We start from the raw sequence: 17,385 nt of genomic DNA, 5'->3' as shown, positions 1-17,385 counted from the left end.
CACTCCAGTAAACAAATAACAGTGAAAGACGATAAGATGGCAGTGTAGAGAGGAATTCAGCGCGCTGATTGCATAATGCTCACGCAATACTATTAACGGAGTTTAGTGAAATGCAGATAGCCGGTCTGAACAACCAGCGGGTGCGGCAGCATAACCGGCGCACGATCATGGCGCTGATCTGGCGCTATAAGCGTCTGAGCAAATCGCAGCTAGCCCAGCACACCGGGCTGTCGATCCCTGCCGTCAGTAAGATTCTCGATGAGCTGGTGGCCGACAATAAGCTGGCGCATTCCAGCGAAAACCTCAGCACCCGGGGGATGAACAGCGGCCACTACCAGATCCCGGATGAGGGTCCACTGATACTCTGCATGAATGTCAGCCCCACCAGCATTGAAAGCCAGCTGATCGACGGGCGCATGTTACCCCTGGGGGATTTTACCTGGACCGACGTCAACGCCCGCACCCCAGAGGCGCTGTTGCAGGCCATCGAAAGCCTGTGGCAGCAGCAGCGTAAACGCTGGCCGGGGCAGCGGATTAACCTGGCACTCGGGATCCACGGCCAGGTGGATACCGCCACCGGGGTGTCCCAGATCATGCCCCAGGCGCCGTGGAAAAAACCGATTGAGATTAAGTATCTGCTGGAAGAAAAGCTCGGCATCACGGTGATGGTGGATAACGACTGCGTGATGCTGGCCCTGGCGGAAAAATGGCAAAACCCGGCCAACCGCGACGATTTTTGCGTGATTAACGTCGATTACGGCATCGGCTCCTCGTTCGTCATTAATGGCCAGGTCTATCGCGGCACGCTCAACGGCAGCGGGCAGATTGGCCACACCATTTTTGATCGCGACGGCGTGGCCTGCGCCTGCGGGCGATACGGCTGCCTGGAGACGGTCGCCTCCCTGTCGGCCCTAAAAAAACAGGCGCGGCTGTGGCTGAAATCCCAGCCCGGCTCCCTGAGTCTCGACCCGGATACCCTGACCACCCTGCAGCTGCTGGATGCCTGGCGTCAGGGTGACGTGAATATTCAGCGCTGGGCCGACGAGGCCGCTAACGCCATCGGGCTGACGCTCTACAATCTGCTCAATGTGCTCAACATCAACCAAATCTGGTTCTATGGTCGCAGCTGCGCCTTCGGCGAACGCTGGCTGCAAACCATTAATCGCCAGATCGGCTTTACTCCCTTCGATCAGGGGGATGCGGTGCGTAACCGGCAAACGGAAATCGCTTTTGGCGGCTTAACCCGGCAGCAGCAGATTATCGGTATTGGTTATCTGTTTGTGGAGGATGCGCTGGCAGAAGGATAGCGGGGAACATGCCGCAATTGCGCGAATTGAAATCATCCTAATGCCTGATTTATGAGGGAAACCTCAATGGCGGGCCGGCATTTTGTGTATTAGCTTTAAGGTAAGTCCCACCCACAAACGAGCCTGCCATGAACAGATTACGCTATTTCGATTTCGGTCACTCCCGGGCGCTGATCCTGTTGATCGCCCGCCTCGCCCTGATCCTGCTGTTTATTATTTTTGGCGTGCCGAAGATGTTTGGTTTTGACGGCACGGTGCAGTACATGGCGAAGCTCGGCGCCCCGATGCCAATGCTGGCGGCCATCGTGGCGGTGATCATGGAGGTGCCCGCCGCCATTCTGATCGTGCTCGGCTTTTTTACCCGTCCACTGGCGGTGCTGTTTGTCTTTTATACCCTGGGTACGGCGGTGATTGGCCACCACTACTGGGATATGAGTGGCGACGCGGTGATGCCGAACATGATTAACTTCTTCAAGAACATCAGTATTGCCGGCGGGTTTCTGCTGCTGGCGGTCGCCGGGCCGGGTGCTATCTCCATCGACCGGCGTTAGCCATAAAAAAAGGCCGCATAAGCGGCCTTTTTGTTCTGCGGGGCAGAATTAGGCGTAAACCGGGAAGCGCGCGCAGATATCCAGCACTTTAGCTTTCACGCGTTCGATAACGGCTTCGTCATTGATGTTGTCCAGCACGTCACACATCCAGCCAGCCAGCTCTTTTACTTCCGCTTCTTTAAAGCCGCGGCGAGTCACAGCCGGAGAACCGATACGGATACCGGAAGTCACGAACGGGCTCTTCGGATCGTTTGGTACGCTGTTCTTGTTAACGGTGATGTTGGCGCGGCCCAGGGCAGCGTCAGCTTCTTTACCAGTCAGGTTTTTATCCACCAGATCCAGCAGGAACAGGTGGTTTTCAGTGCCGCCGGAGACCACTTTGTAGCCACGGTTCAGGAACACTTCCACCATCGCTTTGGCGTTTTTGGCAACCTGCTGCTGGTAAACTTTGAACTCAGGCTCCATCGCTTCTTTCAGCGCCACAGCTTTCGCTGCGATCACGTGCATCAGCGGGCCGCCCTGCGCGCTTGGGAACACGGCGGAGTTCAGTTTTTTGTACAGCTCTTCGTCACCGCCCTTCGCCAGGATCAGGCCACCGCGTGGACCCGCCAGGGTTTTGTGGGTGGTGGTGGTGACCACGTGAGCGTGTGGAACCGGGTTCGGGTACACGTCTGCGGCGATCAGACCCGCCACGTGCGCCATGTCGACGAACAGGTATGCGCCGATGCTGTCGGCGATTTCACGCATTTTTGCCCAGTCAACCACGCCGGAGTAAGCAGAGAAGCCACCGATGATCATCTTCGGTTTGTGCTCTTTAGCCTGCTTCGCCATATCTTCGTAGTCAATTTTACCGGTCTCATCAATACCGTAAGGGATGATGTTGTAGAGTTTGCCGGAGAAGTTAACCGGGGAGCCGTGAGTCAGGTGACCGCCCTGCGCCAGGTTCATACCCAGCACGGTGTCGCCCGGCTGCAGCAGCGCGGTGTAAACCGCGAAGTTAGCCTGAGAGCCGGAGTGCGGCTGCACGTTAGCGTAGTCTGCGCCAAACAGCTCTTTGGCACGGTCGATCGCCAGCTGCTCAACGATATCAACATATTCGCAACCGCCGTAGTAACGCTTGCCCGGGTAACCTTCAGCGTATTTGTTGGTCAGCTGAGAGCCCTGCGCCTGCATCACGCGCGGGCTGGTGTAGTTTTCGGAGGCGATCAGTTCGATGTGCTCTTCCTGACGTACTTTTTCCTGCTCCATAGCCTGCCACAGTTCGGCATCATAATCGGCAATGTTCATTTCACGCTTTAACATCCGCATCTCCTGACTCAGCTAACAAGTAAATTTTTGCCTGAAAAAGGCGGTCCAGTTGGACGACGGGCAACAGTATAACTGATTAGCTGAGTGATAACAGGTCTTGACAAACGATTTTACGCAAACGTTTACCTACCCGCCACGCAAGGGTTTGAGCAATAACGCTCTCACCCTGTAAACTGGATTTCTTTTCAGGTTTGTGATGCAGTTAATTCACGTTGCAAAGAACCATTTACAACGCAGGGTTATTTTTTATAAGATGCATATAAAATACATCATTAAAGTAACATTTGAAGGAAGCTGCTATGTTAGACGCTCAAACCATCGCTACCGTTAAAGCCACCATTCCCCTGCTGGTTGAAACCGGCCCAAAACTTACCGCCCATTTTTATGATCGCATGTTCGCGCACAACCCGGAGCTCAAAGAGATTTTCAACATGAGCAACCAGCGTAACGGCGATCAGCGCGAAGCGTTATTCAACGCCATTGCCGCCTACGCCAGCAACATTGAGAACCTGCCGGCGCTGCTGCCAGCGGTGGAAAAAATTGCCCAGAAACATACCAGCTTCCAGATCAAACCCGAGCAGTACAATATCGTGGGCAGCCATCTGCTGGCGACGCTGGATGAGATGTTCAGCCCGGGCCAGGAGGTGCTGGATGCGTGGGGCAAAGCTTACGGCGTGCTGGCTAACGTGTTTATCAACCGTGAAGCGCAGATCTACAGCGAAAACGCCAGCAAGAACGGCGGCTGGGAGGGCACCCGCGCTTTCCGTATCGTGGAAAAAACGCCGCGCAGCCAGCTTATTACCAGCTTTGAATTTGAGCCGGTCGACGGCCAGCCGGTTGCCGATTACCAGCCCGGCCAGTATCTGGGCGTGTGGCTGAAACCTGAAGGCTTCCCCCATCAGGAGATCCGCCAGTACTCCCTGACCCGCAAGCCAAACGGCAAAGGCTATCGCATTGCGGTGAAACGCGAGGAAGGCGGTCAGGTCTCGACCTGGCTGCATGACGAAGCCAGCGTCGGTGACGTGGTACATCTGGCCGCGCCGGCGGGCGATTTCTTTATGGCGGTGGATGCCAATACCCCGGTGACGCTGATCTCCGCCGGTGTCGGCCAGACGCCAATGCTGGCGATGCTGGATACCCTGGCGAAATCGCAGCATCAGGCGCAGGTGAACTGGTTCCACGCCGCAGAGAATGGCGAAGTGCATGCGTTTTCTGATGAAGTGAAAACCCTGGCTGCCGGTCTGCCGCACTTTACCGCGCATACCTGGTATCGTCTGCCGACAGACGATGACCGCGCCGCAGCGCGCTTCGACAGCGAAGGTCTGATGGCGTTAAGCCAGCATAAAGATCATTTCCACGCGCCGGAGATGCAGTTCTACGTTTGTGGCCCGGTGGCGTTTATGCAGTATGCCGCGGCGCAGCTGGTTGAGCTGGGGGTGAATAAAGAGAACATTCATTACGAATGCTTCGGCCCGCATAAGGTGCTGTAATGCAAAAAGCCCCTCTTCGGAGGGGCTTTTTTTTGCCCGGCGGCGCTGCGCCTGCGGGTTTAATGCCTGGCGTTTAAATCGCCTCGTCGTCTTCTTCGCCGGTACGGATACGGATCACGCGCGACACGTCAAAGACGAAAATTTTGCCGTCGCCGATTTTGCCGGTCTGCGCGGTGCGGATAATGGTATCCACGCAGGTCTCGACGATGTCGTCCGACACCACGATTTCAATTTTTACCTTCGGCAGGAAATCGACCATGTATTCCGCGCCACGGTAGAGTTCCGTGTGGCCCTTCTGACGACCAAAGCCTTTCACTTCCGTTACCGTCATGCCGGTGATGCCAACTTCCGCCAGCGCTTCGCGCACATCATCCAGTTTGAAAGGTTTAATAATCGCATCAATCTTTTTCATGGTGTTCCTTAAACTTATGCCTGTCAGCTGCCTCGTAATCGGTTGCTCACAGTATCATATTCAGGCGGAATTTAGCGTATCACTCTTTAAAATCGTTCGCTTCCAGCTCATGGCGCGACAGCAGCTTATAAAACTCGGTGCGGTTACGTCCGGCCATCCGTGCGGCATGGGTGACGTTGCCTTTGGTGATCTGCAGTAGCTTACGCAGATAGTTGAGCTCGAACTGGTTACGGGCCTCGACGAAGGTCGGCAAGGCGGTGTTCTCCCCCTCCAGGGCCTGCTCCACCAGCGCATCGCTGATCACCGGCGAGGTGGTGAGCGCCACGCACTGCTCAATCACGTTCACCAGCTGGCGCACGTTACCGGGCCAGCTGGCGGTCATCAGCCGCTTCATGGCATCAGTGGAGAAGGCCCGCACGAAGGGCTTATGTCGCTCGGCGGACTGGCGCAACAGCTGGGTGGCCAGCAGGGGAATATCTTCCGCCCGCTCCGCCAGCGCCGGGATCTTCAGGTTGACGACGTTAAGGCGATAGAAGAGGTCCTCGCGGAACTCGTTGCGCGCCATCGCCTTGGGCAGATCCCGGTGGGTGGCCGAGATAATACGCACGTTGATGTCGATATCACGGTTACTGCCCAGCGGCCTGACCTTGCGCTCCTGCAGCACGCGCAGCAGCTTGACCTGCAGGGGAGCGGGCATATCGCCAATTTCATCGAGGAACAGCGTGCCGCCTTCTGCGGCCTGGAACAGCCCTTCCCGGCTGCTGACCGCGCCGGTGAAGGCCCCGCGCGCATGACCAAACAGCTCCGACTCCAGCAGCTGCTCGGGCAGCGCCCCGCAGTTGATGGCGATAAAGGCATTTTTGCCCCGCGGGCTGGCATTGTGGATCGCCTGGGCGAGGATCTCCTTCCCGGTGCCGCTCTGGCCGTTAATCAGCACGCTGACATCGGACTGCGCCACCATCCGCGCCTGTTCCAGCAGCCGCAGCATGATCGGACTGCGGGTGACAAATGACTCCCGCCACGTCTCGTCCCCGGACGGCGCGGCGTGTTCCAGCGCGTCATCGATAGCTTTGTAAAGCGCGTCTTTGTCCACTGGCTTGGTGAGGAAGCTGAAGACGCCCTGCTGGGTGGCCGCCACGGCATCGGGGATCGAGCCGTGGGCGGTAAGGATAATCACCGGCATGCCGGGCTGGAGCTTCTGGATCTCGGTAAACAGCTGCATGCCGTCCATTTCATCCATTCGCAGATCGCTGATGACCAGATCGACCTTCTCGCGCCCCAGCACTTTCAGCCCTTCCTGGCCGCTTTCGGCGGTCACCACGCTGTAGCCCTCGCTCACCAGACGCATGCCCAGCAGCTTCAGCAAGCCGGGGTCATCATCTACCAGCAAAAGATGCGCAGGTTTTCGGCTTGTCATGGCTTTCCATCCTCCTGGTTCGGGGTATCCGCCGCGTCGCCGTCAGCGGATGGTGTCGCACTCTTCGGCGCATCCGGCAGATAGTTACTGACCGGCTTACGGGTGGAGAGCTGCCGTTCAATATCGGTCAGGTTTTCCAGCTTCCGCGTGGTGGTGTCCAGCTGCGTGCGTAAATATTGCTGCTGCTGGCGCAGGTTATCCAGTTCGCCATCGGTGATCTGCTGTAACTTGCCGTAGCGGGAACGCTCTTCCGCCAGCTGCAGCTGCAGTACCTGCCCGTGTCGCCAGAGCTGGTAAAGCGGGCGCACCTGGGCGGGGATCTGCGGGCTCAGCGCATCCAGCCGGGTGGTCAATACCCGCCGCTCCACCGGGTTAATTTTGGCATTCGCCAGCAGGATCCCGCGTTTAAAGCTCTCCTGCCAGGTGTCATCGGTCCAGCCCCGGGCCTCTGCGCGCGCGGCGGCGGGTGAGAGGCGGTCCGCGCAGTCCATGCCGCGCAGCCAGAAGAGCGGGTTGCTGTCGGTCTCCTGACCGTGCAGCTGCCAGATATTATTGCAGTCGGTAGAGAGGAAGTCCGCCAGCTGATGTTCAGGCAATTTTTCATCCTGCTTGTCGCTAATCGTTGGCGCGGGTGCATGGGTGACGCAGCCGGTCAGCAGCAGGCAGGGAAGGCTCAGGCGAATAAAGTGGCCGGAAAAGACCGCGTTAATGGCGCGGGAAAAGACGTGTGACATACTCACCAGACTTAGATTCATTTCAGTGATTTTTCCGACTCAAGCGGCAGTTCGATGCGAAAACAGACATCGGTACGGTCGTCAGTGACAAGATTAAGCTCTCCCTGCATACGACGAATACAGTCGCGGGCGATGCTCAGCCCCAGACCGCTTCCCTTAACCGCCCCTTTGCGTTGATGGCTCCCCTGGAAAAAGGGTTCGAAGATCATCGTTTTTTCATCGTCGGGGATCGGGTTTCCGGTGTTGGCGACATCGATACAGACGCGTGAGTCGCGCGTAAAACTGCGAACATAAATGGTACCGGATTCAATGCCATAGTGCACCGCGTTGGAATAAAGATTATCCAGGACGCTCATCAGCAGCATGGGTTCGGCTAAACAGGCGGGCGTCGAGAGTGCCAGTTCAGTATGCATCATTTTAGCCCGGGCAGGCAGGCTGTGGGCGGAGAGCACCATATCCACCAGCGGCGCCAGCTCGACGCGCTCCAGCTCGGGGATGCCGTCGGCCAGTTTGCGGTTGTAGTCGAGCAGTTGCTCAATCAGCTTTTGCAGATTGCGGCTGCTGGCATCGAGGATCTCCACAATCTCCCCCTGCTCTGGCGTCAGCGGTCCGGCGACCTCATCGGCCAGCAGTTCGGTCCCCTCGCGCATGCTGGCGAGCGGGGTTTTCAGTTCGTGGGAGATGTGGCGTAAAAACTGGTGGCGCTGGGATTCGAGCCACGTCAGCCGCTCAGAGAGCCAGATGATCCGTTGCCCGACCGAGCGCAACTCGCGCGGGCCGGTAAAGACCACGGTATTGCCCAGCGAGCGCCCCTCCCCCAGCCGGTTGATCATCCGCTCGATGCCCTTGACCGGGCCGATGATCATGCGGGTGAAGAGCAGGACCAGCACCAAGCTGACCAGAAATAGCACCAGCGCCTGCCAGCCAAAGAACTGGCCGCGCTCGGCAATCTCCTGCTGGAGCTGCTGCCCGCGGGAGAAGATCACCGCCCGGGTCGCCTGCACCATCTCGGCGTTGGCATTGGCAAAGGCTTCCAGCCGCATGGCAGACATCGCATCGGGGCCGCTGTTAAGGCACTGGAGCTGCGCCAGGGCATTAATATCCTGGCGTAAGGCCTGATAGAGCTTGTCGTCCGGCAATACCCCGGCATGAGCGTCGAGCATTTCGCTGTAGCGCTTACGCTGATTTTGATAGACGGTTGCCAGGGTTCGGTCATCGAGGACGCAATACTGCCGGTAGCTGCGCTCCATCTCCAGCGCGGCATTGGTCATCGCCTCGCTGCGGCGGGCATCAATCAGGGTAGTACGGTTGGTGAGCGCCGCCTGGGCGCTGAGGGCGTTCAGGCTCTGCCATGCCTGCCATGCCAGGACCAGCAAAGGCAGCAGGATCAGCAGGAATGCCATCATGACTAACTGTCGCAAGGAGCGAGGGAAAACAGGCCAGCGTTTCAACGCATTACTCTCTGTCGCGAGGAGGTAAGAGGATGCTAGCTGGACAACCCTTCAGATACAACAAAGCCGGGTTAAAAACCCGGCTTTGTTATGGAATGAGGCGGTGCCTAACTCGACGTTTCGCCCTGGGTCTGATAAAGCAACGCTATGATCAGTAGTTGGACGGCAGGCACCTTTTTGTGCGTCATTCGAAGTTTATGTAGCGCGTCCCGAAGGGGCTGACATAAGAGGGTGAATGAGCCACTGGTTATTATTATGCAACAGATGTGCCAGAATGCAAATAAAAATCTTAAAGTATTAATTTATATGATTTTTTATAGATACCAGCGGTAATTTCGGATGGAATGATTTTCAGGCTATCTGTCGCTTATTAGCAACACCCTTGCAGGGTTATTCTGCACTCTATAAAAATCAACAGGTTAAATGTCTCCAATTGACGACATCAATATATGAGGGTTGTCGCATATTTGCGACAGCGGGGAATTGCCGGGCGGCACTGCGTTTGCCCGGCCTACAAAACCAAAACGGCAACCTCGGTTGCCGTTTTGGACTTAACCCAACTGCTTACGCGCGTTGCGGAAGATACGCATCCACGGGCTATCCTCGCCCCAGTTCTCCGGGTGCCAGGAGTTGCTGACGGTGCGGAACACGCGCTCAGGGTGCGGCATCATCACCGTAACGCGGCCACTTTCGCTGGTCACCGCGGTGATCCCGTTGGCTGAGCCGTTCGGGTTCGCCGGGTAGGTCTGCGTGACTTTACCGAAGTTATCGACAAAGCGCAGCGCCACCAGGCCTTTGCTCTCCAGCTCCGCCAGGTGGGCGGCGTTACGCACTTCCACCTGCCCTTCACCGTGAGAGACAGCGATTGGCATCTGCGATCCCACCATTCCCTGCAGCAACAGGGACGGGCTCTGGGTCACTTCCACCAGGCTGAAACGCGCTTCGAAGCGGTCGGACTGGTTACGCACAAAGCGCGGCCAGGCTTCGCTGCCCGGGATCAGCTCGCGCAGGTTCGACATCATCTGACAGCCGTTACAGACGCCCAGGGCCAGGGTCTGCGGACGGTGGAAGAAGGTTTCGAACTCGTCGCGGACGCGGTCGTTGAAGAGAATGGATTTCGCCCAGCCCTCGCCTGCCCCAAGAACGTCACCGTAAGAGAAGCCGCCGCACGCCACCAGCGCCTGGAAATCAGCCAGACCGGTCCGGCCTGCCAGCAGGTCGCTCATGTGCACGTCGATAGCGTCGAAGCCCGCGCGGTGGAAGGCAGCCGCCATCTCCACGTGGGAGTTAACGCCCTGCTCGCGCAGAACCGCCACTTTCGGGCGTGCGCCCCTCGCGATGTACGGCGCGGCAACGTCTTCGTTGATGTCGAACGAGAGCTTCACGTTCAGGCCCGGATCGTTATCATTGGCTTTCGCCTCGTGCTCCTGATCGGCGCACGTCGGGTTATCACGCAGACGCTGCATCTGCCAGGTGGTTTCTGCCCACCACATGCGCAGCGTGGCGCGGCTTTCGGCAAACACGGTCTGACCGTTGGATTCGATAACAAAACGATCCCCGGTCACCGCTTTACCCAGATAGTGCACACAGTCGCCGAGGCCGTGTTGCGTCAGCAGCACGTCAACCGCCTCGCGGTCGGCCGCACGTACCTGAATCACCGCACCCAGCTCTTCATTAAACAGCGCTGCCAGACGATCGTCGCCCAGCGTGGCGATGTTCGCTTCCACGCCGCAGTGGCCGGTGAAGGCCATCTCCGCCAGGGTGACCAGCAGGCCACCGTCGGAACGGTCGTGATAGGCCAGCAGTTTGCGTTGTGCCACCAGCGCCTGGATGGCGTCGTAGAAGCCTTTCAGCTGCGCCACGTCGCGCACGTCGGCCGCTTTGTCGCCCAGCTGACGGTAAACCTGTGCCAGCGCGGTGGCCCCCAGCGCATTATGCCCTTTGCCCAGATCGATCAGCAGCAGGGCGTTATCTTCGGTAGAAAGCTGCGGGGTGATGGTGTGACGCACATCGTCCACGCGGGCAAAGGCGGTGATCACCAGCGACAGCGGAGAGGTCATCTCGCGCTGCTCGGCACCTTCCTGCCAGCGGGTTTTCATCGACATGGAGTCTTTACCCACCGGAATGGTCAGACCCAGCGCCGGACAGAGCTCCTCACCCACCGCTTTCACCGCTTCGTACAGCCCGGCGTCTTCGCCCGGGTGACCCGCTGCGGCCATCCAGTTGGCGGAGAGCTTGATGCGTTTGATGTCGCCAATCTGGGTGGCAGCAATGTTGGTCAGCGCTTCACCCACCGCCAGACGGGCAGAGGCGGCGAAGTCCAGCAGGGCAACCGGGGAGCGTTCGCCCAGCGCCATCGCTTCACCGTAGTAGCTGTCGAGGCTGGCAGTGGTCACCGCGCAGTTCGCCACCGGTACCTGCCACGGGCCAACCATCTGATCGCGGGCAACCATGCCGGTCACGGTGCGGTCGCCGATGGTGACGAGGAAGGTTTTCTCCGCCACGGCCGGGAGATGCAGAACGCGGTTAACCGCCTCGGCAACGGTCACACCCTGCAGGTCGAGGGCTTTACCGCTGGCTTTGCGGGTCTGTACGTCGCGTGTCATCTTCGGCGTTTTGCCCAGCAGCACGTCCAGCGGCAGGTCAATCGGCTGGTTGTCGAAATGGGTATCGCTCAGGGAGAGGTGCATCTCTTCGGTGGCTTCACCGATCACCGCGTACGGGGCGCGCTCGCGGCGGCACAGCTCATCGAACAGCGGCAGCTGATCCGGGGCCACCGCCAGCACATAGCGCTCCTGGGATTCGTTACACCAGATCTCCAGCGGGCTCATGCCTGGCTCATCACTCAGGATGTCACGCAGGTTGAAGCGACCGCCGCGGTTGCCGTCGCTCACCAGCTCCGGCATGGCGTTGGAGAGACCGCCCGCGCCGACGTCGTGAATAAACAGAATGGGGTTGGCGTCGCCCAACTGCCAGCAGCGGTCGATCACTTCCTGGCAACGGCGCTCCATCTCCGGGTTGTCGCGCTGTACGGAGGCAAAATCGAGATCCGCATCAGACTGACCGGAGGCCATAGAAGATGCCGCCCCGCCGCCCAAACCGATGTTCATCGCCGGACCGCCGAGTACGATCAGCTTCGCACCGACCACGATCTCGCCTTTCTGCACGTGATCGGCGCGGATGTTGCCGATCCCACCCGCCAGCATGATCGGTTTGTGGTAGCCGCGCAGCTCTTCGCCGTTGTGGCTCTCCACTTTCTCTTCGTAGGTACGGAAATAACCGTTCAGGGCCGGACGACCAAATTCGTTGTTAAACGCCGCGCCGCCCAGCGGGCCGTCGGTCATGATGTCAAGCGCAGTCACAATGCGCTCCGGCTTACCGAAGTCCTCTTCCCATGGCTGTTCAAAGCCCGGGATACGCAGGTTGGAGACGGAGAAGCCCACCAGACCCGCTTTTGGTTTTGCTCCACGGCCGGTGGCACCTTCGTCACGGATTTCGCCGCCGGAACCGGTCGCCGCACCCGGCCACGGCGAGATCGCCGTCGGGTGGTTGTGGGTTTCGACCTTCATCAGGATATGCGCAGGCTCCTGATGGAAGTCATAGCGCCCTGCTTCGCGATCGGCGAAGAAGCGGCCCACCTCGGAACCTTCCATGACCGCGGCGTTGTCTTTATAAGCAGACAGCACGTGGTCTGGGGTTTTTTCCATGGTGTTTTTGATCATTTTGAACAGCGACTTCGGCTGCTGCTCACCGTCGATAATCCAGTCGGCGTTGAAGATCTTGTGGCGGCAGTGCTCGGAGTTAGCCTGGGCGAACATATAGAGTTCGATGTCGTTCGGATTGCGGTTCAGCTTAACGAACGCGTCCTGCAGGTAGTCGATTTCATCGTCGGCCAGCGCCAGGCCTAAGCGCAGGTTAGCGTCAATCAGCGCCTGACGGCCTTCACCCAGCAGATCCACGCTCTGGACAGGCGCAGGCTGATGGTGAGAGAAGAGTTTCTGCGCGTCGTCCAGAGAGGCAAACACGCTCTCCATCATGCGGTCGTGCAGTTCGGTTGCCACAACGGCCCACTGCGCGTCAGTCAGGGTAGAGGCTTCAACGTAATACGCCACGCCGCGCTCCAGACGGTCAATCTGGCTCAGACCACAGTTGCGGGCGATATCGGTTGCTTTAGAAGACCAGGGGGAGATGGTGCCCGGACGAGGCGTAACCAGCAGAAGTTTACCGTTTGGGGTATGGCTGCTCAGGCTTGGGCCATACTTCAGCAGGCGTTCAAGCCGGACCAAATCCTCTGCCGTTAAGGGAGCATTCAGGTCAGCAAAATGGACATACTCAGCGTAAATATTGCTTACCGGAAGGTCGGCCGCCTGAAAACGTGCCAGCAGTTTGTTGATACGGAAGGCAGACAGTGCAGGCGAACCACGCAGAATTTCCATCATAAGTCTCTCGTCTTCGAAGCGCCGGAGGCGCTTACAGTGTGCGCAAGGGGGAAAACGGGCGCCATTATAGTGGATCCTGAGCGCCGACGAAACCGTTTGCGTCGTAATAAAATCGATGCCGTCATTTAACCATTGATGTTGCCTATCCCGCTAATAAGTTGCCAAGTGGCGTAACTTTACGCAAAATGCCGCGAAATCTTTGGTAATACTTGTTTTTACTGTGGCGACGACAAAGCAGAATAATAGACAGCGCATAGAATCAACTTATTGAAAAAATTAAAGATTAATTATCTGTTCATCGGCATCGTAACCTTGCTGCTGGCAGCGGCCCTTTGGCCTTCAATCCCCTGGTTCGGCAAGGCCGAAAATCGTATCGCCGCCATTCAGGCGCGGGGGGAGCTGCGCGTCAGTACCCTCTCCTCGCCGTTGACCTACAGCGCCATCAACAACAAAGCGATTGGCCTTGACTACGAGCTGGCTCAGCACTTTGCTGACTATCTGGGCGTTAAGCTCAGGATCACCGTGCGCCAGAACATCAGCCAGCTGTTTGACGACCTGGATAATGGCAAGGCCGATATGCTGGCCGCCGGACTGGTCTATAACAGCGAGCGCAGCAAGAACTATCAGCCTGGCCCCACCTATTACTCCGTCTCGCAGCAGCTGGTCTATCGCGTCGGCAGCCTGCGCCCGCGCACCCTTGCCAGCCTAAGCGCTGAACAGCTCACCGTCGCCCCGGGGCATGTGGTGATTGACGACCTGCGGGCGCTGAAAGAGAAGAAGTACCCTGACCTCAACTGGACGGTGGATGAGAGGCTCGGCACTACGGCGCTGCTGCAGCAGGTCATCGACGGCAAACTGCCCTACACTATCGCTGACTCGGTAGCCATCAGCCTGTTCCAGCGTGTTCATCCTGAACTGGCAGTGGCGCTGGACGTCACTGACGAGCAGCCCGTCACCTGGTTCAGCCCGCTCGATGGTGACCAGACGCTCTCTGCCGCGATGCTCGATTTCTTCAACGGGATGAATGAGGACGGCACCCTGGCGCGTCTGGAGGAGAAATACCTCGGCCATGGGGATGACTTTGACTATGTCGATACCCGCAGCTTCCTGCGGGCGGTGGATAATGTCCTGCCGGATCTGCAGCCGCTGTTTGAGAAGTACGCCCAGGAGATCGACTGGCGCCTGCTGGCCGCTATCTCCTATCAGGAGTCGCACTGGGATGCCCTCGCCACCTCACCCACCGGGGTACGCGGCCTGATGATGCTGACCAAAAACACCGCCCAGAGCCTGGGCCTGACTGACCGAACCGATGCCGAGCAGAGCATCAGCGGCGGGGCGCGCTATCTGCAGGCGATGATGGATAAGGTGCCGGAGACGGTGCCGGAAGAGGAGCGGATCTGGTTTGCGCTGGCAGCCTACAACATGGGGTATGCCCATATGATCGATGCCCGCGCCCTGACGGCTAAAACCAAAGGCAACCCCAACAGCTGGGCAGACGTCAAACAGCGCCTGCCGATGCTGAGCCTGAAGCCGTATTACAGCAAGTTAACCTATGGCTATGCGCGCGGGCACGAGGCGTACGCCTACGTGGAGAATATCCGCAAATACCAGATAAGCCTGGTGGGGTATCTGATGGAGAAAGAGAGAGAGGCGCAGGCGGCACAGCAGCTGGCGCAAAGTTATCCGGTGGTATCGCCGGATGAGCTTACTCGCCCGATAACTTCAATTCTGCCTTTTGTTGCTTTTTCTGCTGACGCCGCATTCGAAAGAACTCACTTAGCATCTCCGAACACGCTGGTGCCAGCACCCCGCCCATCACGTTGACCTGATGGTTCATGCCGGGATGTCTGAGCACATCCAGCAGCGAACCTGCCGCCCCGGTTTTTTCATCCCGCGCGCCATACACCACCGTGCCGATTCGGCTGTGGATCATGGCGCCGGAGCACATCACGCAGGGTTCGAGCGTGACATAGAGGGTGGTATCCAGCAGGCGGTAGTTTTGCAGCACCAGACCGCCCTGGCGCAGGGCCATAATTTCGGCATGGGCAGTGGGATCGTGACGCCCAATCGGGCGGTTCCAGCCTTCGCCAATCACCTGGTTATTGTGGACCAGCACGGCGCCCACCGGGACTTCGCCCTCTTCCCAGGCGCGTTTGGCAAGCTGGAGCGCATGGCGCATCCAGTATTCATGATTAAGTTCAAGGTCGGACAACGCAGCATACTCCAGTCTGAAAAGCGGGCGCATTATACACACCCGCTATGCATAATCACAAAATCATTCCAGTTGCTGAAGTTCGCCAAGGGGCGTGACGCGCCAGCGGTGCTGGCAGAAGTACAGGAGGGGGTTATCCTGCTTGCTGTCGCTGTAGCCGCTGTAGAGGCGCAGCGGGGTACCAATTTTCTTCTCCAGCTGCACCACCTTCTCGTGGCCGAGGCAGCGCATGGTCAGCACCCAGCCGCCGTATGCACGCCCCATCTGGGTGGCGATCAGGTTGACGCGTGGCAGCCAGGGGGTATCGAAATAGACCTGCTCCACCAGCGACTGCGGCGAGCCGGTAATCAGCCAGATGTCAGCATCGTTGGCGTTGAGGTAGTTGGTGAGCCGCTCCTGCACCACCGGGAAGGCGGTGACATGCCCGCGAAACCAGCTGACAAACTCTTTCTCCAGCTGTTTAAGACGCGCTTCGCTGTGGCCGAAGGTGCACCCCCACAGCAGCAGGCTCATCGGCCAGCGGGCGGCGCGGCCTTTAACCAGCAACACGCCGCCGATGATGGGTAACAGAGGCAACACGAGCAGGGCATTCAGGGGTTGTCGGCGCAGTAAATAGCGCATAAAGGTGCCGAACATATCCTGCTGATGTAGCGTTCCGTCCAGATCAAAAAAGACTACGCGACGCTCGTGATTGGCCAAACCTTACTCCTCTGGATCAGTAAACCCTAACAGCCAGGTAAACAGGAACCCGGCGATAACCGCTACCAGATAGCCTAACAGATAGAGCATGACTTTTCCGGTCACGATGGTTAATGCCAGCGGTAATCCAGAAATACCGAAGGTAATAACGGTCGCAACTTTCCAGTAACTGATGAGCGCCCCACCAACCGCACCACCAAGACAGGCACCGATAAACGGCTTGCCCAGCGGCAGAGTAACACCGAAGATCAGCGGTTCACCAATCCCCAGCAGCCCGACCGGCAGCGCCCCTTTGATTACCTTTTTCAGGCGTTCATTCCGGGTTTTCATTAGCACCGCAATTGCCGCGCCGATCTGCCCGACACCGGCCATTGCCAGAATAGGCAGCAGCGCGTTGTAACCATGCGCCTGCACCAGCTCAACGTGGATTGGCACCAGGCCCTGATGTAAGCCGGTCAACACCAGCGGCAGGAAGGTGCCCGACAGTACCCCGCCCACCAGGAAGCCACCGCGATCGATAGCCCAGGAGGCGCCATGGGCGATGGATTCCGAGATCACGCCACCCAGCGGTTGCAGGGCGATAATCGCCACGCTGCCGGTGATTAAGGTCGTCAGCAGCGGATTAAAGATCAGCTCCAGCGAGCCCGGCAGGAGGTTGCGCAGCCGTTTCTCGATCCAGCACATCAACACCACCACCAGCAGCACGGCGATCACCCCACCCCGCCCAGGCTGCAGCGTTTCCCCAAACAGAGTGATTTGCGCCAGCTGTGGGCTGGAAAGGATCCCCGCCATCACCCCGCCCATTGCCAGCGAGCCGCCAAACACTTTGGCGGTGTTGACCCCCACCAGAATATTCATGATGGCAAAGACCGCGCTGCCGAAAATGCCGAGAATCCCCAGCAGGTTGGGATAGTGGGTTGCGAAGTCGCCGACAATGTCCGGGCGTTTCAGGATATTGATGATCCCGGTGATCAGCCCCGAGGCAATAAAGGCCGGGATCAGCGGAATAAAGACGTTGGCCAGCTGGCGCAGCGCGTCGCTCATCGGGGCTTTGTATTTGGCTTTCACCTGGGCTTTGGTGCGCTCGGCGTCGTCCATCACCGCCCCGCCCATCAACGAGCGCATGGCGTCCACGACCTGCGCAGCCTTGCCTGGGCCGACGATCAGCTGATGCTGCTCCCCCTGCTTCACGTAGCCGCTGACCCCGGGCAGTTTTTTCAGCCGCGCCAGATCGAGCTTGTCATCATCCTGAACTTCCACCCGCACCCGCGTCATGCAGTTTTCCAGACGCAGAATGTTGTTCTCCCCGCCAATACCCGCAAGGATATCGCTGGCAAGGGCTGCTGTTTTTTCCATGTACGCCTC

General features: G+C 58.5%; 13 protein-coding genes. 4 read left to right on the top strand and 9 right to left on the bottom strand.

The features are described from left to right. Window positions 1-110 precede the first annotated feature (110 nt). Together M8318_RS14830 and M8318_RS14825 are read left to right on the top strand one after the other, a co-directional pair. The gene (locus M8318_RS14830) at window positions 111-1,307 is read left to right on the top strand and encodes an ROK family transcriptional regulator (protein WP_262663355.1); all 1,197 of its coding nucleotides are present in this window, start codon (window positions 111-113) and stop codon (window positions 1,305-1,307) included. Window positions 1,308-1,435: 128 nt separating this feature from the next. Further along, on the top strand, window positions 1,436-1,858 hold the full coding sequence (locus M8318_RS14825; RefSeq protein ID WP_106994580.1) for a DoxX family protein: 423 nt from the start codon (window positions 1,436-1,438) through the stop codon (window positions 1,856-1,858). A 48-nt stretch (window positions 1,859-1,906) separates the two neighbouring features. On the opposite strand, the gene glyA is transcribed toward M8318_RS14825, so the two are convergent. Continuing rightward, the gene (gene glyA, locus M8318_RS14820) at window positions 1,907-3,160 is read right to left on the bottom strand and encodes a serine hydroxymethyltransferase (protein ID WP_262663354.1); all 1,254 of its coding nucleotides are present in this window, start codon (window positions 3,158-3,160) and stop codon (window positions 1,907-1,909) included. 305 nt (window positions 3,161-3,465) lie between these two features. On the opposite strand from glyA, the gene hmpA reads away from it, so the two are divergent. Further along, the gene (gene hmpA / locus M8318_RS14815) at window positions 3,466-4,656 is read left to right on the top strand and encodes an NO-inducible flavohemoprotein (RefSeq protein WP_106994578.1); all 1,191 of its coding nucleotides are present in this window, start codon (window positions 3,466-3,468) and stop codon (window positions 4,654-4,656) included. A gap of 73 nt (window positions 4,657-4,729) precedes the next feature. Here hmpA and glnB read toward each other — a convergent pair whose 3' ends face one another. The 5 genes from glnB to purL all read right to left on the bottom strand — a co-directional run bounded on the left by glnB (window position 4,730) and on the right by purL (window position 13,109). After that, window positions 4,730-5,068: a nitrogen regulatory protein P-II gene (glnB, locus tag M8318_RS14810; protein WP_106994577.1), complete on the bottom strand. Its 339-nt coding sequence runs from the start codon at window positions 5,066-5,068 to the stop codon at window positions 4,730-4,732. 79 nt (window positions 5,069-5,147) lie between these two features. After that, window positions 5,148-6,485, bottom strand: coding sequence for a two-component system response regulator GlrR (gene glrR, locus M8318_RS14805; protein WP_106994576.1), 1,338 nt, complete (start codon window positions 6,483-6,485; stop codon window positions 5,148-5,150). Beyond that, window positions 6,482-7,240, bottom strand: coding sequence for a two-component system QseEF-associated lipoprotein QseG (qseG, locus tag M8318_RS14800; RefSeq protein WP_262663353.1), 759 nt, complete (start codon window positions 7,238-7,240; stop codon window positions 6,482-6,484). Before qseG ends, glrR begins: the two co-directional genes overlap by 4 nt. Then, window positions 7,237-8,670: a two component system sensor histidine kinase QseE/GlrK gene (gene qseE, locus M8318_RS14795; protein ID WP_262663352.1), complete on the bottom strand. Its 1,434-nt coding sequence runs from the start codon at window positions 8,668-8,670 to the stop codon at window positions 7,237-7,239. The genes qseG and qseE overlap by 4 nt, the downstream gene beginning before the upstream one ends. A gap of 551 nt (window positions 8,671-9,221) precedes the next feature. After that, window positions 9,222-13,109 carry a phosphoribosylformylglycinamidine synthase gene (purL, locus tag M8318_RS14790; protein WP_262663351.1) on the bottom strand — a complete coding sequence of 1,296 codons (3,888 nt, stop codon included), beginning with the start codon at window positions 13,107-13,109 and terminating at the stop codon, window positions 9,222-9,224. Window positions 13,110-13,376: 267 nt separating this feature from the next. Here purL and mltF point away from each other — a divergent pair, with 267 nt between their 5' ends. Then, window positions 13,377-14,933: a membrane-bound lytic murein transglycosylase MltF gene (gene mltF, locus M8318_RS14785; RefSeq protein ID WP_262663350.1), complete on the top strand. Its 1,557-nt coding sequence runs from the start codon at window positions 13,377-13,379 to the stop codon at window positions 14,931-14,933. Here the strand turns inward: mltF and tadA are convergent. Genes tadA through M8318_RS14770 form a run of 3 tightly spaced genes read right to left on the bottom strand, consistent with a single transcriptional unit; the run spans window position 14,815 to window position 17,376 of the window. Beyond that, the gene (gene tadA, locus M8318_RS14780; protein WP_262663349.1) at window positions 14,815-15,354 is read right to left on the bottom strand and encodes a tRNA adenosine(34) deaminase TadA; all 540 of its coding nucleotides are present in this window, start codon (window positions 15,352-15,354) and stop codon (window positions 14,815-14,817) included. The two genes, mltF and tadA, sit on opposite strands and share 119 nt — an antisense overlap. A gap of 30 nt (window positions 15,355-15,384) precedes the next feature. After that, window positions 15,385-16,020: a phosphatidylglycerophosphatase C gene (gene yfhb, locus M8318_RS14775; protein ID WP_106994571.1), complete on the bottom strand. Its 636-nt coding sequence runs from the start codon at window positions 16,018-16,020 to the stop codon at window positions 15,385-15,387. Between the two features lie 3 nt (window positions 16,021-16,023). Next, window positions 16,024-17,376, bottom strand: a complete 1,353-nt coding sequence (locus tag M8318_RS14770; RefSeq protein ID WP_262663348.1) for a PTS transporter subunit EIIC — start codon at window positions 17,374-17,376, stop codon at window positions 16,024-16,026. Between the last annotated feature and the right edge of the window lie 9 nt (window positions 17,377-17,385).

It is taken from the genome of Leclercia tamurae (assembly GCF_025566055.1).
In the GTDB taxonomy this organism is placed as follows: Bacteria; Pseudomonadota; Gammaproteobacteria; order Enterobacterales; family Enterobacteriaceae; genus Enterobacter; species Enterobacter tamurae.
Note: the sequence above shows the minus strand (reverse complement) of the source record. Positions and strands in the feature narration are given on the sequence as shown.